The 15,582-nt window shown below is 57.7% G+C and carries 16 protein-coding genes; 10 read left to right on the top strand and 6 right to left on the bottom strand.

Annotation, left to right across the window (positions count from 1 at the left end; genetic code table 11):
* Positions 1-25 precede the first annotated feature (25 nt).
* Together ppx and ABIE61_RS11230 are read left to right on the top strand one after the other, a co-directional pair.
* A complete protein-coding gene (gene ppx / locus ABIE61_RS11235) occupies positions 26-1,546 on the top strand; it encodes an exopolyphosphatase (RefSeq protein ID WP_354409509.1) in 1,521 nt (506 codons plus the stop codon).
* The gene (locus ABIE61_RS11230) at positions 1,546-2,517 is read left to right on the top strand and encodes a hypothetical protein (protein WP_354409506.1); all 972 of its coding nucleotides are present in this window, start codon (positions 1,546-1,548) and stop codon (positions 2,515-2,517) included. Before ppx ends, ABIE61_RS11230 begins: the two co-directional genes overlap by 1 nt.
* 57 nt (positions 2,518-2,574) lie before the next feature.
* Here ABIE61_RS11230 and ABIE61_RS11225 read toward each other — a convergent pair whose 3' ends face one another.
* A complete protein-coding gene (locus ABIE61_RS11225; protein ID WP_091826304.1) occupies positions 2,575-4,122 on the bottom strand; it encodes a phosphoenolpyruvate carboxykinase in 1,548 nt (515 codons plus the stop codon).
* Positions 4,123-4,318: 196 nt separating this feature from the next.
* Positions 4,319-5,194, bottom strand: a complete 876-nt coding sequence (gene hslO, locus ABIE61_RS11220) for an Hsp33 family molecular chaperone HslO (RefSeq protein ID WP_354409503.1) — start codon at positions 5,192-5,194, stop codon at positions 4,319-4,321.
* A 95-nt stretch (positions 5,195-5,289) separates the two neighbouring features.
* On the opposite strand from hslO, the gene ABIE61_RS11215 reads away from it, so the two are divergent.
* Complete coding sequence (locus tag ABIE61_RS11215) at positions 5,290-6,084, top strand: phosphatase PAP2 family protein (protein ID WP_091826300.1); 795 nt, start codon at positions 5,290-5,292, stop codon at positions 6,082-6,084.
* On the opposite strand, the gene hslR is transcribed toward ABIE61_RS11215, so the two are convergent.
* Positions 6,085-6,510 (bottom strand): ribosome-associated heat shock protein Hsp15, encoded by a 426-nt coding sequence (hslR, locus tag ABIE61_RS11210; protein ID WP_354409500.1) that lies wholly within the window; start codon positions 6,508-6,510, stop codon positions 6,085-6,087.
* Entirely contained in the window at positions 6,507-7,163 is a 657-nt protein-coding gene (yrfG, locus tag ABIE61_RS11205) for a GMP/IMP nucleotidase (protein ID WP_354409497.1), read from the bottom strand. The genes hslR and yrfG overlap by 4 nt, the downstream gene beginning before the upstream one ends.
* A gap of 46 nt (positions 7,164-7,209) precedes the next feature.
* Here yrfG and nudE point away from each other — a divergent pair, with 46 nt between their 5' ends.
* The 3 genes from nudE to ABIE61_RS11190 all read left to right on the top strand — a co-directional run bounded on the left by nudE (position 7,210) and on the right by ABIE61_RS11190 (position 10,363).
* Positions 7,210-7,758: an ADP compounds hydrolase NudE gene (nudE, locus tag ABIE61_RS11200; protein WP_091826297.1), complete on the top strand. Its 549-nt coding sequence runs from the start codon at positions 7,210-7,212 to the stop codon at positions 7,756-7,758.
* A 216-nt stretch (positions 7,759-7,974) separates the two neighbouring features.
* Positions 7,975-8,559, top strand: a complete 585-nt coding sequence (locus tag ABIE61_RS11195; protein ID WP_091826295.1) for a Fe-Mn family superoxide dismutase — start codon at positions 7,975-7,977, stop codon at positions 8,557-8,559.
* 88 nt (positions 8,560-8,647) lie between these two features.
* Entirely contained in the window at positions 8,648-10,363 is a 1,716-nt protein-coding gene (locus ABIE61_RS11190) for a sensor histidine kinase (RefSeq protein ID WP_354409494.1), read from the top strand.
* Here the strand turns inward: ABIE61_RS11190 and ABIE61_RS11185 are convergent.
* Positions 10,302-10,919 carry an arylesterase gene (locus ABIE61_RS11185; RefSeq protein WP_354409491.1) on the bottom strand — a complete coding sequence of 206 codons (618 nt, stop codon included), beginning with the start codon at positions 10,917-10,919 and terminating at the stop codon, positions 10,302-10,304. The genes ABIE61_RS11190 and ABIE61_RS11185 overlap by 62 nt on opposite strands.
* On the opposite strand from ABIE61_RS11185, the gene ABIE61_RS11180 reads away from it, so the two are divergent.
* The 4 genes from ABIE61_RS11180 to ABIE61_RS11165 all read left to right on the top strand — a co-directional run bounded on the left by ABIE61_RS11180 (position 10,918) and on the right by ABIE61_RS11165 (position 14,800).
* On the top strand, positions 10,918-11,613 hold the full coding sequence (locus ABIE61_RS11180; RefSeq protein ID WP_354409488.1) for an ABC transporter ATP-binding protein: 696 nt from the start codon (positions 10,918-10,920) through the stop codon (positions 11,611-11,613). The two genes, ABIE61_RS11185 and ABIE61_RS11180, sit on opposite strands and share 2 nt — an antisense overlap.
* Entirely contained in the window at positions 11,610-14,078 is a 2,469-nt protein-coding gene (locus tag ABIE61_RS11175) for an ABC transporter permease (protein WP_354409485.1), read from the top strand. The genes ABIE61_RS11180 and ABIE61_RS11175 overlap by 4 nt, the downstream gene beginning before the upstream one ends.
* Before the next feature lie 130 nt (positions 14,079-14,208).
* On the top strand, positions 14,209-14,334 hold the full coding sequence (locus ABIE61_RS11170; RefSeq protein WP_277987737.1) for a hypothetical protein: 126 nt from the start codon (positions 14,209-14,211) through the stop codon (positions 14,332-14,334).
* A gap of 16 nt (positions 14,335-14,350) precedes the next feature.
* Positions 14,351-14,800: a heavy metal-responsive transcriptional regulator gene (locus tag ABIE61_RS11165; RefSeq protein WP_091826286.1), complete on the top strand. Its 450-nt coding sequence runs from the start codon at positions 14,351-14,353 to the stop codon at positions 14,798-14,800.
* A 2-nt stretch (positions 14,801-14,802) separates the two neighbouring features.
* Here the strand turns inward: ABIE61_RS11165 and rpiA are convergent, their stop codons facing one another.
* Entirely contained in the window at positions 14,803-15,474 is a 672-nt protein-coding gene (rpiA, locus tag ABIE61_RS11160) for a ribose-5-phosphate isomerase RpiA (RefSeq protein ID WP_091826512.1), read from the bottom strand.
* Positions 15,475-15,582: the final 108 nt, after the last annotated feature.

Raw genomic sequence — 15,582 nt, 5'->3', positions numbered from 1 at the left:
CGCTGTAAATTGGGGAAAATCGCTGATGTACGCACAGGACACGGCTGCCGTGACGACCGCCGACACCTCTCTGCTGGCTGCCATCGATCTCGGCTCCAACAGTTTTCACATCATCGTTGCCCGCGTTTTTGCCGGCGAACTGAGCACACTGGACGTACTGTCAGAGAAAGTACAACTGGCTGCCGGGCTCGACGCCGAAGGCTGCCTGACAGAAAACGCAATGGCACGTGGGCTTGAGTGTCTGGGCCGCTTCGCCCAGCGGGTTGCGGACCTTCCCCGCCAATCGATTCGGGTAGTCGGCACCAACGCATTGCGCGAAGCTCGCAACAGTGATGACTTCATTGCCCGGGCCGAGGCCCTGCTGGGCACACCGGTTGAAGTCATCGCCGGTCGAGAGGAGGCCCGCCTGATCTATCTTGGTGTCTCGCATACTCTGGCCGATGATACCGGTCGACGCCTGGTGGTGGATATTGGCGGTGGCAGCACTGAGTTCATTATCGGCTCCCGGTTTGAACCACGCCTGTGTGAAAGTCTGCAGATGGGATGTGTGAGCTATACCGACCTGTTCTTTTCCGGCGGCGAAATCTCGGCTGCCGCCATGCGAGAGGCACGCACAGCAGCCCTGCAGGAGCTGCTGTCAATCCGGCGTGACTATCGCCGCCTCGGCTGGAGCAGCAGTGTAGGAGCATCAGGCACCATCAAGGCTGCCCGTCAGGCCTGTATCTCTCTCGGCCTGAGCAATGACCAGATCAGTGCCAGTGGGCTGAAACAGCTCAGCGAGTATCTGGTCAGTGTGGGGCATATTGATCGCATTCAGATTGATGGCATCAAGCCTGAGCGCTGTGCCGTACTGCCCGCCGGCATCGCCATTCTCGGCGCCATTTTCGAATCTCTGGGCGTCGAAAGCATGAGTTTTTCAGAGGGTGCCCTGCGTGAAGGCCTGTTATATGACATGGCGGGCAGACTGCGCCATGAGGATGTACGCGAGCGCACCATCACCGCACTGGCCCGGCGTTACCACGTGGATAGGCGTCAGGCCGCTCGGGTAGAGGCGACAGCACTGGCCGCTCTGGAACAGACAGCAGAGGCCTGGAAGCTGCAGGATATCGAGTACCAAGAATTGCTGAGTTGGGCGGCCAGGACCCACGAGATCGGACTCGCTGTAGCCCACAGCCAGTTTCACAAACACAGTGCCTACCTGCTGCAGCACTCAGACTTGCCCGGCTTCACCCGCCCCGAACAGCAGCAGCTGGCATTTCTGGTGCGGGGCCACCGACGCAAGTTTCCCAAGGATGAGTTTCGCAACCTGCCGCCTGCTCTGAAAGCATCCTGCCGCTACCTCTGTCTGCTGTTACGGCTGGCGGTATTGCTGCACCGCAGCCGCAGCAAGGCACGCCTGCCTGCTTTCAGGCTTAATGTGGACGGACATCGAATCGAGCTGGCACTCCCTCCGGGCTGGTTGGATCAACATCCCTTGACCCGGGCTGACCTGGAGCAGGAAGCCGGCTACCTGCGCAATATTGATTTCAAGCTCAAGATCAGCTGATGTATCGAGCCCTGCTGCATTCGATCAGAGAGATTCTGACTGACAGTTACAGGGTGATTCTGACCCTGTTCAAAGTGATGGTTCCGGCCATTCTCATCGTCAAGCTGCTGACTGAACTGGGAGCTGCTGAACTGCTGGGTCATCTGTTTGCGCCCTTGATGGGCTGGATGGGGCTGCCGCCCGAGGCGGGGTTGATCTGGGCCAGTGCCATGCTGACCAATATCTACACCGGCATTATCATCTTCTTTTCCACCACCGGCACTGAGCACTGGAGCATCGCCCAGGCCACCATTCTTGGTACCCTGCTGCTCAGCGCTCACAACCTTCCGGTTGAGATTCGCGTGGCACAGAAAGCGGGCTGTCGTGTCATTCCACAACTGCTGCTGCGTATCGGTGGCGGCATTGTTCTGTCTGTGCTGCTGCACCAGTTCTATCAGCACAGTGAAACCCTGCAGGCCGTCAATCGCGTCCCTTGGGTACCTCAACCGGAAGACCCAAGCCTGCTCGGGTGGACACTAGGCCAGTTGAAAACACTGGCATGGACTGCGGGAGTAATCGTTCTGCTGCTGACCGCACTGCGCCTGTTGCGTCTGCTCGGCATCGAGCGTCTGCTGGAATGGTTGCTGCGGCCGTTACTCAAACTGATCGGCATCGCGCCCGGCGCTCTGTCAATCACTCTGATTGGCATGACTCTGGGTCTGGCCTACGGCGGAGGACTGCTGATTCGTGAAGCCGAGCGAGGCGACATCGCACCGGCTGATATCTTTGCCGCCATCAGCCTGCTCGGCCTGTGTCACAGCCTGATCGAAGACACCCTGCTGGTCATGCTGATCGGGGCAGATCTGTCCGGTATTTTCTGGGCACGGCTGGGATTCGCCCTGCTGGTCATAGCTCTGCTGAGCCGCACCCTGAAACACCCGTATTGGCAGAAACTGTTGGTACGGTCTGTCGTGCCGACCACTGAACGCTAGTCCCGGATACAAGAACGCCCCGACATGCGGGGCGTTGCGTTTGGATCAAGTCCAGTTTCAGGCTTTGGGACCTGCCGCCAGAATCTCGGCGGATACACCATCAAACTTGGTGAAGTTGTTGACGAACTGCTTGGCCAGATCGGCTGCCGCTGCGTCATAGGCGGCCGGATCAGCCCAGGTATCACGCGGGTTAAGCAACTTGGTGTCAACGCCCGGCACCGCTGTCGGTACCGCCAGGTTGATGCCGTCCAACTGCACGGTTTCGCAATCCTTCAATGAACCGCTCTGGATGGCACTGATGATGGCCCGCGTAGTCGGAATGCTGAAGCGCTCACCGGTACCGAAGGAGCCACCGGTCCAGCCAGTGTTCACGAGGTAAACACGTGAGCCGTACTCTTCAATACGTTTCATCAGCAGTTCGGCGTACACATGCGCAGCACGCGGGAAGAACGGCGCGCCGAAGCAGGTGGAAAAGGTGGACTTGATACCACCACCTGACCCCATTTCGGTAGAGCCGACCAATGCGGTGTAACCGGACAGGAAGTGGTATGCGGCCGCTTCCTTGCTCAATACAGATACCGGCGGCAGTACACCGGTCAGGTCACAGGTCAGGAACACGATTGAGTCAGGTTCGTCACCCATATTGGTGGCAGAACGTTTGTCAACGTGATCGAGCGGGTAGGCACAGCGACCGTTTTCGGTCAGGGAGACATCGTTGTAGTCCGCCTTGCGACTGCCATCCAGTACCACGTTTTCAACGATGGCACCGAAGCGAATGGCATCCCAGATGATCGGCTCGTTCTTTTTGCTCAGGTTGATGGTCTTGGCATAGCAGCCACCTTCCAGATTGAAGACAACGCCCTTGCCCCAGCCGTGCTCGTCATCACCGATCAGGTAGCGTTCGGGGTCAGCAGACAGAGTGGTCTTGCCGGTGCCGGACAGGCCAAAGAAAAGGGTAGTGGAACCATCTTCGCCAATGTTGGCAGAGCAGTGCATCGGCAGTACGTCTTTTTCCGGCAGCAGGAAGTTCTGCACCGAGAACATCGCTTTCTTCATTTCACCGGCGTATCGCATGCCCGCAATCAGCACCTTGCGCTTGGCGAAGTTCAGGATGACGCAGCCATCGGAGTTGGTACCATCACGTTCAGGCTCACACTGGAAGCCAGCCACGTTCAGGATCTGCCACTCTTCTTTGCTCTTCGGATTGTATTCGTGCGGACGGATGAACAGGTTGAGACCAAAAAGATTCTGCCACGCGGTTTCAGTGGTCATTTTGACCGGCAGGTAATGACTGTGATCAGCCCCTACGTGCACATGAGAGACAAAGTGTTCCTTGTCAGTCAGATATTCTTCAACCCGGGTCCAGAGTGCGTCGAACTTGTCGGCGTTGAAAGGACGGTTGATATTGCCCCACTCGATCACGTCAGACGTGCTCGGCTCTTCGACGATGAAGCGATCCATCGGTGAGCGACCTGTACGCTGACCGGTGGTGACAACCAGTGCGCCGGTGTCCGCGAGGACGCCTTCGTTACGCTGAATCGCACGCTCGACCAGCTCAGCCGGGGTCAGATTCACGTGTACGCTAGTGACGGTTTCTTTGGTCATTACTGGATTCCCTTGGCTGTTCGCCAAACAATTACCTGAAAGCAAAAAAGGGCCACTGCGTTCCGGTTAACGCAGCTCGGGTTGTTATTTTTGGGGCCGTATTATTGCACAAAATCCGCCGGGATGGGACTGCCGGAATCATTCTCATTTAAAATCTTCCCTGATCCTACGGCCACCTTTCCAACTCACTGATTATTCAGTGCATTCTACCATCTTCGTCGAGATAGCCCGGTTCGCTGAACAATGCACGGATGTCGGTTTCATCGAAATTATAGGTCTGATTGCAGAACTGACAGCCCACATCAATGATGCCGTTCTGCTCCTTGAGAATCTCCAGCAATTCCTCTTCGGTCATAAATTTCAGTGCCTCGGCGCTACGCTCGCGTGAGCAGTCACAGCGGAATCGAAGCGGCTGAGGCTCATACAGCCGACACACCTCTTCGTGGAACAGACGGAACAGCAGCGCTTCGTTGTCCAGCTGAAGCAGTTCTTCATCCTTGAGCGTAGAGGCCAACATGCTGACCCGATTCCAGTCCTCATCTCCCCGCCCCTCGGCCGGCATAACCTGCAACATCAGGCCGGCGGCTCGCTGCCCATCAGCGGCCAACTGAATTGAGGTACCCAGCTGCTCAGATTGTTCGAAATATGCCTGCAGGCACTGCGCCAACGTCTCGTTTTCAAGCGGGACAACCCCTTGATAGCGCTGACCCTTTTCCGGTTCGATAGTTAAGGCTATACGACCGTTCTGCAGCAGTTGATCAAAACTCAGATCCTCGCCCAGTTCTCCATCATAGCGGGCGATGGCGCGCAGATCCTGATGCCGGTTGCACTCAGCCATCAGCATCTTAACCTGCCCTTCCCCTTCAGCCTGCAACAGCAGGCGGCCTTCAAACTTCAGTGTCGCGCTGAGCATGCCGACGGCCGCCAGCATTTCTCCCAGTACCCGCTGCAGTACCGGCGGATAGTCGTGCCGCGCCAGCACTTCCTGGTAACTGGTTTCAAGTCCGACGACCACGCCGCGGACATCAATCTGTTCGAACAGAATGCGCTGGATCTGATCTGGGTTGCTCATGCAGGATTCCCGGAGATTTCTGCTCGTACCGCGTGAGTCGGCCGAGCGGTGTTGCTAGAATAGTGGTTTCGTAATTCTAGCTGAATGGACCGCTGATGATCACCCCGGAACCTGTCTTTTCCACTCGTTGGCGACCGCTGGCATTCATTTCGACTCAGCTGGTGGCGGCTCTGCTGCTGCTCAGCTTTGCCAGCGATGCTGGTCGTGAAATATGGCGCAGCATCGACCGATCGGTATTTTTCACACTCAACGGCTCACTGTTCCACAACGAGCCTTGGGCTCACTTCTGGGCATGGATGAACACCCGCGAGGTTGACGCCCTTTCAGCGGTTGTGATGCTGCTGTTTTTGATCTTCCCCGGACTGGGGGGGCTCAGACGTCATCAGCTTCAGGCCGCATTTACCGGTTTTCTACTGTTGATGCTGTTGATGTTGCCGATGCGGGAGTTATTGTCTGAGTACGCACACAGCGCCGGCCTCAGTGGTCCAAGCCCGTCCCTGCAGTTACAGCCAGCCTATCTGTTCGGTGAACATCTGCCAGAGATCCCGGCCAAGGACAGTGCGTCTACCAGTTTTCCCGGTGACCATGCCAGTGTGCTACTGGTCTGGGTCGGTTTTTTGCTGTTCATTCGGCGGAGCCCGGCAACTTTCTGCGCGGCGGGGCTAGGTATTTTTCTGATGTTGCCACGCCTGTTTGGCGGCGCCCACTGGTTCACCGATGCTGCCGTTGGTGGCATGTGTCTGGCGCTCACCACACTGGCATGGGCCTGGGCCACACCGGTTGCCGGCTGGCTCAACCGATGGCTGCTAATGGGGCTGACGCCCTTGTATCGACTGGCCGGCCGCATTCCGCTGCTGGGAAGGCTGCCGTTTTTCAACCCGGGCCGCTGATCAGTCCCAACTGCCCTTGATCCGCAGCAGCTCACGCCGACTTTTCTTGTTCGGCCGCTGCTCCGGCGCGCTGCCCTGGGTCTTGCGTTCCAGTGCCCGTTGTTCGCGGGCACGGATGCTGTCTTCGGTTTCTCGATACAGCTTTTGTGCTTCCGAAGCACCGCGACGCTGATCCGACAGCGCCAGCACTTCGACTGTTTTTTCGTCATTCCCCTGCCGCAGGCGGATCAGCGCACCGATTTCCACATGTTTACTGCACTTGCTGCGCTGGCCATCGTAATGCACTTTGCCACCCTCGATCATTTCCTTGGCCAGGGCCCGAGTCTTGTAAAAGCGGGCGGCCCAAAGCCACTTGTCCAGCCGCACGCCCTGGTGCGCCTGTTGAGACTTTTCGCGCTCCAGTTCTTCCTTATAGTGATGACTCATAGGGCTGCTATCGCCTCGCTGAAATCATTGGTTGCATCGAATTCAGTCACCTGCCGCGCCGGCTGCTGCATGTCCGGTTGGGTGATCGACAGCAGGTGAGCGATACCGTACCTCCGTGCGGATGCCAGCACCGCCAGACTGTCATCGACCAATAGTGTGCGCGCCGGGTTGAAAGGCTCCACCTCCTGCAGTGTCTGCCAGAACGCCTGCTCTTCCTTGGGATAGCCGAAATCGTGCGAGCAGATCACCAGGTCCACCTGCTGATCGATACCGGTCACTTCGATCTTGAGGGCCAGACTGTCCCGGTGGGCATTGGTAGCGATCACGGTACGCCGTCCACTGCGGCGCAGCGCCTGCAGAAAGGCTTCGGCGCCGGGGCGGAAGCCGATTCGATCCATGATCTCCCGTTTCAGCTGGGCAATCGGCAGATCAAGCTGCTCGGTCCAGTAGTCCAGGCAGTACCAGCTGAGTGAGCCCTGCTCCTGCCGAATCCGCTCGTGCAGCCACTGGCGGGCATTCTCAAGCTCCAGTCCTCGCTTTTGCGCATAGCGTTGAGGCACCAGATCAAGCCAGAAGTGGGAATCGAAGTGCAGGTCGAGCAGGGTGCCGTCCATATCCAACAGCACAGTATCTATGGCTTGCCAATCAAGCATAATCAGGGAACACTCTGACAGGTAATAACAGTTTTCGGATATCAGTATGACCGCCAAGCCCGAGATTTTGAAGTTAACCAAAGTGGCCAGCAGCCGGCTGTTTCATATTGAAAGCATGCAGCTTCGTTTCAGCAACGGTGTTGAGAGGCACTATGAGCGGCTCAGAACCGGTGGTCACGGGGCGGTGATGATCGTCGCCATCAACGAGCGCGACGAGGTGCTGCTGATTCGTGAATATGCCGCAGGGTTGGAGGAGTATGTCCTGACACTACCCAAGGGATTGATCGACCCCGGTGAGGATGCACTGACAGCCGCCAATCGTGAGCTGCAGGAAGAAGCCGGCTTCGGCGCACGCGAGCTGAGCCATATACGCCAGCTCACGGCGGCACCCAACTATATGGGGCACCGGCTTGAGGTGATTCTGGCACGCGATCTGTACTCCAACAAACTGGAAGGTGATGAGCCCGAGCCACTGGAACTGGTGCCCTGGCCCATGTCACAGCTGCCGGAGCTGTTCGACCAGGCAGAGTTTTCCGAAGGCCGTGCGATCGCCGCCCTCTGCCTGGTACAGCAGCGCCTGTCTCGCGCGGGATAGGCCTTGTTTTTTTCCCTTGCGCCTCAACATACCCATTGAGGTGCAATTGGTACAGCCCGTCTGCACTTCATAATACTGCTACAAACTGTGCCATGATAAGACGCCTTTTCGGTGCTATCATCAGGGCACCCAAGAGGTTTGGCCCCTGTCTGGTCCAACCTCACCAACAACAATCGGTTTTATGCTGAACCTGTCTCAATAAACAAGGTGATTACTATGAGCTTCGAACTGCCTGCACTGCCGTATGCGAAAGATGCACTGGAACCGCACATCTCTGCCGAGACTCTGGAATACCACCACGGCAAGCACCACAACACCTACGTTGTGAAGCTGAACGGTCTGGTACCGGGAACCGAGTTTGAAGGCAAGTCTCTGGAAGAGATCATCAAGACTGCTCCGGCTGGCGGCATCTTCAACAACGCGGCTCAGGTGTGGAACCACACCTTCTACTGGCACTGCCTGTCTCCGAATGGTGGCGGCGCACCGACCGGTGATATCGCCGATGCCATCGCCGTAAAATGGGGCACTTTCGAGAAGTTCCAGGAAGCGTTCAACGACAAGGCCGTGAACAACTTCGGTTCCAGCTGGACCTGGCTGGTGAAGAACGCAGACGGCACTCTGGATATCGTTAACACCAGCAACGCCGGTACACCGATGACCGATGGACAGACCGCTCTGCTAACGGTTGACCTGTGGGAGCACGCCTACTACATCGATTACCGCAACCTGCGCCCTGAATACCTCAAGAACTTCTGGGCACTGGTTAACTGGGACTTCGTTAACGAAAACTACAACGGCTGATCATCCTCGTCGTTTTGAAAAGGCGCCTGCGGGCGCCTTTTCTGTTTATACTGTCTGCGTTTCTCGCTCGGGAAAGGACACCTGACTGATGCTCGGATCTCACAAGCTCACGGCCCTGCTGCTCTGGATACTGCTGACAGTGATGTTGCTCGGCTTGCTGGTTCAGCTGGATCTGAGCGGCCTGAGCCGTCACCAGAGTGCACTGCTTGTCAACCTTGAGCAGCGATTGAATCAGCGACTGAACAAAACCGAGCAGCTGTTGCACTACATGGCTATCCTGACCGCTCGCAGCAGTCACGACCTGAGCGGTCTGTCGCAGACGCTGGAAGAGCTTCTGCCGCTCTCACCCGTCATCCACCGCCTCCACCTGCAGCAGCTGGTCACGGAAGACGAGATTTACGCATTCGAGCGGCAAATGCGACTGAAGTACCCCGACTTTCTTCTGCACGGTCTCAGCGCCATTACACCCGCCAACACTGAAACATCAGGAGCGGTCATCTATCAGCCTGTTATCCTTGCGTTGCCGGCCGGGCAGAGCGACCTGCCACCGCTGGGCACCGACCTGAGCCTGATTCCCGCCCTCAAGACCGCCATCGCCACCGCTCGCAATCAGTCACTGATAGCCTATTCGGATGTATTCAACCAGGCGCGAGGAGAGCCACTGATCGCTGCCTTTCTGGCTGTACCACAGGATCCAACCCTGCTGCTGTCAGTCGCCCTGCGCGGCCGTGACCTGCTCGACACAGAAATGCTGCCACCGGGCAGTCGTGTCAGCCTGACCTTGCCACAGAACGGCCCCCAGACTTTGTGGCAAAGTACCACGCCTGAAGCGGTGCTGTTTTATCTGCCGCGCCAGCAGACTGTAGGCAATAAACACCTGCAGCTAAGCCTGCTACTGGAATACCCGGTACGACTGGCCGACTTCAGCTGGGGGCTGGTACTGATCACGCTCGTCCTCAATACCAGCGGCAGCCTGCTGTTTTACGCCTGGTTGCGTCAACGGCAGGCTGCCACCATCAGTTACCTTGAAACACTTGAGATCCAGCGTCTCAAGCAACACCTTCAGGCCCATTCGGAAGAACTGCAGCAGCAATTGCAAGAAAACCAACAGCTCACCCATCGCATTCTGGATATTCAGGAAAGGGAACGGCGCCACCTTGCCCAAGAGCTGCACGATGAGCTGGGCCAATGCCTCACTGCAATACGTACCGATGCACGCATGCTGCTGCAGGATCATCCTGACAGCAGTGACAGCGTTAACCATCATGCCGAAAGCATCGATGCTATCGCACGACATATTTACGATGTCACCTATGATCTGATGCGCGCACTCCGCCCAACCCTGCTGGATGACCTGGGACTGGTGGACGCAGTACGCGAGTTAATTCGCAGCCAGCACCTTGAACGACAGGGGGTTCAGCTGGAGTTGACCCTCAAGGGCGCCCTGAACGATATGGAGGAACGGCTCAATATCAATCTCTACCGCATGATTCAGGAGGCGCTGACCAACATCCAGCGGCATGCCAGCTGTACCGAAGTCCAAATCCGGCTACAACGCTCTGATGCCGACGAACCGTCCGACCGACTGGAGCTGGAAGTCCGTGACAACGGCTGCGGATTTGACCCATCCATCATTAGCCGCAAGGGGCGTTTCGGTATGCTCGGCATGCAGGCTCGGGCCAAGGCTCTGGGAGGAGATCTGACCATCAACAGTCAACCGGGTGACGGCACCCTGCTGCGACTTAGAATCCCTCTTTCTCAAGCAGAGGTCCGAGCTGCTTCCACACCGTCTGCAGCAGGATAGGCTGAGCATCACGATTGGGATGCAAGCCATCACGCTGCATAAGTCGCAGGTCAGTTGCCACGCTTTCAAGCAGGAAGGGTACCAGTGGCAGCCCAAACTCTTCAGCCAGCTGTGGATAGATTTGATAGAACCTTTCTGTATATTGAGGTCCATAGTTAGGGGGCAGGCGTATGCCGATGAGCAGCACCCGCGCATCCGCCGCTTGGCTTAGCTCGATCATCTGGCGCAGATTCTGTTCCAGTATGTTCAGGGGGGTACCGCGAAGGCCGTCATTGGCGCCCAATTCCAGCAGTACCAGATCCGGGCGATAGTCCTGCAGCAGCCGAGGCAGTCGACTCAGCCCGCCGCTGCTGGTTTCTCCACTTATACTGGCATTGATCACCCGCCGGTGGCTATCACGCTGTTTCAGCTCCTGCTCCAGCAGGCTGACCCAGCCATCGCTTTGAGGCATGCCATAGGCGGCCGACAGGCTATCCCCGACCACCAGCAGGGTTTTCGCCTGCAGTGGAGTGACGCAAACAAACAGCAACAGCAGACAAGAGACCAGATAACGCATGCAGCACCTCGACAGTGGTAAACCGATTATTGAGGCTCACGATGTCGCAAAAAGTTTCAATACACAAGCGGGAAAGGTAGAGCTTTTCACCGGACTCAGTCTGAGTGTTGCACCCGGTGAAAGTCTGGCCATTATCGGCCGTTCCGGAGCAGGCAAGTCCACTTTGCTCAGCCTGTTGGCCGGTCTCGATACCCCGACTTCAGGCCATGTCATGTTTGCCGGTCAACCGCTTGACGAGTTGGACGACCCGGCTCGTGCCGATATCAGGCTGCGCCATTTGAGTTTCATTTTTCAGTCCTTTCATCTGCTGCCGGAGCTGGACGCTCTCGACAATGTTCGCTTGCCGTTGGAGATTCAGGGTGCTGCAGATGCTGAACTACAGGCTCGCCACTGGCTTCAGGAGGTTGGACTGGGCGCCCGCATGGATCATTACCCCTCGCAACTGTCAGGTGGCGAACAACAGCGCGTGGCGATCGCTCGCGCATTTGCGACCCGCCCCAGTGTACTGTTTGCGGATGAGCCAACCGGTAACCTGGATGACGAGACCGGACACCAGATTATTGAACAGCTGTTCAGTCTAAATGCCAGCCAGGGTACAACTCTGATCCTGATCACGCATGATCTGGAGCTGGCGCGGCGCTGCCGTCGACGCCTGCACCTTCATGCCGGCCGTCTGGAAGAGGTGGTAGAATGAGCCTGTTGCCCCGACTGGCCCGGCGTCAGCTGCATACCCAGCTGCGCACCACTGAATGGCGTGCTTTGTTGCTGGCAACCTGGGTTGCCATCGCCCTGACGACTCTGCTGGCGGTCCTCGGCGACCGACTGGAGCGAGGCCTGCTGCGTGAGAGTGCCAGCCTGCTGGGAGCTGATCTGGTGCTGAGCAGCAGCCGTCCGATTACGTCCAAGCGGCTGGATCAGATAGACTTGTCTGATACACACCACACTCAGGTTATCCAGTTTCCCAGCATGGTGGGACAGGGTGACGAGCTGATGCTGGTTTCAGTACGTGTACTGAAGTCACCCTATCCCCTGCGGGGTGAGCTGGTCACTGAACCTGTGCAACAGGGCGAGATTCCGGGCCCCGGCGAGGTCTGGGCCGAACCCCGCGTGATGACTCAGCTGGGGCTTGAACTGGGCGACCAGCTAGAGTTTGGCTACGCAAAACTGACGCTCACACACCGGTTGTTGGCCTCACCGGATCGGGGCTCGGGCTTTCGCAGCTTCAGTCCACATATCCTGGTCAATCACGCCGACCTTGAAGCCAGCGGCGTACTGGCCGAGGGCAGCCGTGCCGACTATCGCCTGCTGATCGCCGGCAGCAGCGAGCGGATACGTCAGCTTGATCAAAAGCTGCGGCCCACCCTCGCCGACCATGAACGCCTGCATGCACTGCAGGCTGACCAGCCCATGACCGGCAACGCGCTGGGCAATGCACTGCGTTACCTCAAGCTCACGGCACTGATCGCTCTGCTGCTCTCTGCCATGACCATTGTGCTGGCCCTGCGCCGGTTCGCACTCGGCCAGCACACCCGCAGCGCCCTGCTGCTGAACTTGGGCCTCAAGCCGGGCCAGCTGGTTCAACTCTACCTCTACCAGCTGCTAATGGCCTGGGCCATAACCTCCATTCTCGGCTTTATTACCGGCTACCTGTTACAGGCCGCTGTCTATCAGTGGCTGGCCGACCTTCTGCCACAATCGCTGCCCGCTGCCGGCTGGCTGCGCTGGCTGACTGGCCCGGCGTTGGGGTTGGCACTGCTGGTACTGCTCGGCCTGCCTCCCATTCTGCAACTGGCTCGCATTCCGGTCGCCCACCTCTTGCGCGGCGATCCGCCTCCACGGGATCGCATCGCCATGCTGCTGCAGGGGAGTTCTGCCCTGTTGCTGATCATCACCCTGCTGGCATTCCTGCAGGCACCGGCAGCGGCCATCAGCCTGCTGCTGTTTCTGATGATTGGCGGTGTACTGTTCGGCTGGCTGGCTCAATGGGCGCTGATCGCCAGCGCCAAACCGCTCGCTCGACGCCTGCTGTTGGGACGTCTGTTGTTGATGCGTCTGCGCCAGCAGCGTCAGTGGCACCGGCTGCAGGCCGCCGTGGTCGTTATGTTGCTCACTCTGCTCAGCGTCATCTGGATCAGCCGCTCCGACCTGCTGCAGCAGTGGCAGGCGCAGTTCCCCAGCGACACGCCCAACTATTTTGTGATCAACATTCAGCCCTGGGAAAAGGAAGCGCTGGACCAATTTCTGGATGAGCAGTCGCTTGAAACCGAGCTTTACCCGATGATTCGCGGCCGCTTCACTGAGTTGAACGGCGCACCTGTTCAACCCCAGCTCAACGAGAAGCAACAATCACACAACACCCTGCGTCGCGAGCTGAATCTGAGCTGGAGCACTGAACGCCCTGAACACAATCCGCTGCAAGCGGGTGAGTGGTGGTCGGCTGACAGCACCGAGCCGTTGATCTCCATCGAAGGGGAGATGGCACAGGAGCTGGGACTCAAGATCGGTGACCGACTCGGCTTCGACGTTGGCGGAGTGCAGATTGAGGGGCGCATCAGTAATATTCGCGAGGTAGTCTGGACCTCCTTCCGCCCCAACTTCTACATCATTTTCAGTCCGGGTGCGCTTGAGGGAGCGCCCTCAACCTGGATCACCAGCTTCCACCTGCCGCCAGAGCGACAACAGGTGTCGCGGCAGTTGCTGCAGCAGTTCCCCTCGCTGACACTGATCGACATTGATCAGCTGCTGTCTCAACTATCGCAATGGTTGAAGCGGCTGGCCGACAGCTCGGCTCTCATACTGTCGTTGAGCCTCGGCTGCGGCCTGATGCTGCTCGGCGTTACCCTGCTGCAAGCACTGGAGCAACGCCGGTTTGAGTCAGCCCTGTTACAGACACTGGGAGTGACCGCAGAGCAGGCACGCCGCCTTGATCTGCTGGAGTTTCTGTTGATTGGACTGGTGTGTGGCGTATTGGCCAGTATCAGTGCCGAAGCCGTGCTGGCCAGCCTGCACCTGTATCTTCTGCAGATCGACCCGCGCCTGCACCCCCTGCTCTGGCTCAGTTTGCCACCATTCGCTGCCCTGTTATTCGTGCTGATTGGACTGTTGATTCGACGACCACTGCGGCTGGACCAATGCTACCGATTGCTGCGCTCAGGTTAGCCGGGTGCAGCAATAACCTTACAAAAAGAGCGCTTATTACCTTTGGCTATAAAAACCCTAACCCTTGAGCTATAATCGGCGGCCCTATGCTGATCATTAATTAAACAGTTCTATTGGATAAGGGTGAAACATGGCTCATCATGATGAAAACTTTCGTGACAGCTCCGGCTACGGCTGGATTCTGATCAACCTGGTCGCACTGGCCTGGGTAACCATGCCGGTGAGCATCGTGTTGACCAAGGTGGTTCAGTGGTAAACACCGGACTGGCCGCATGAGCTCACTCAAGATTGGTGAGCTGGCGCGCCGTTCAGGCCTCAGCGTCGAAACCCTCAGGTATTACGAGCGCCGAGGCCTGATCCCGCCCCCTGAACGCCTGCCTTCGGGCTATCGCGTTTACCCGCCTGCAATCCTGCAACGGCTGGCCTTTATCCGCCGCTGCAAGGGGCTGGGCTTTACACTCGAAGAAACGCTGGACCTGTTGCAACTGCAACAGCACCCCGAACTGGAATCGGCTGCCGTCAAACAGCGGGTCGAACAACGCATTGTTGATATTCGCAGCAAGGTACGTGACTTGCAGCAGATACTGGCAGCGCTGGAAGGACTGTCCGCCCTGTGTGACGGTGAAGGCTCAGCGGCAGACTGCCCGATACTGGCCTTTCTGGAGCAGGATAGTGACCCGCCCCGGCCTTGCCCGCATGATGCAGACAAGACCAGACGCTGATATCAGCGCTTGAGGGTTTGGACCCCTTCGGGCGTCCCCATCAGAATCAGATCCGCTCCACGTTGCGCAAACAGACCGTTGGTCACCACGCCAACAATATTATTCAGCTGCACCTCCAGCGCTTTTGGATCCAGAATTTCCAGATCGTGCAGATCCAGAATCACATTTCCGTTGTCAGTCACACAGCCTTCGCGGTACACGGGCTGTCCACCCAGCGCCGCCAACTGACGGCCCACATACGAGCGCGCCATGGGGATCACTTCCACCGGCAGCGGGAATGCTCCGAGCAAGTCCACCTGCTTGGACTGGTCCACTATACAAACAAACTCCTTTGCCACGGCTGCAACTATCTTTTCTCGCGTCAGCGCACCGCCACCGCCCTTGATCAAGTTCATGTAGGGGTCAAACTCATCAGCCCCATCAATGTAGAACTCCATCTGGCTGACTGAATTAAGATCCAGCACGTCAATACCGTGCCCGCGTAGGCGCTCTGCTGTAGCTTCAGAACTGGCAACAGCCGCCGCAAAGCGGTCTTTCACCTGCGCCAGTGCGTCGATGAAACAGTTGGCTGTAGAACCAGTACCGACTCCAACTATGCTGTCATCACGTAGTCGGGGTTTAATGTAGTCAACGGCTGCCTGCGCTACCGCCAGTTTCATCTTTTCCTGTGTCATCTTTGTGCCCGTCGCTGATTCAAACTGAGTTCGGATTATAGCAACCCTGGGTTGCCCTTGTAGACGCTGGGCAGTCAAGCCGATACCATTCTCTGATCCTGTGCCCTT

This window comes from Marinobacterium sp. MBR-111 (assembly GCF_040547585.1).
GTDB classification, from domain to species: Bacteria; Pseudomonadota; Gammaproteobacteria; order Pseudomonadales; family Balneatricaceae; genus Marinobacterium; species Marinobacterium iners.
This window is presented reverse-complemented; position numbering and strand designations above follow the sequence as displayed.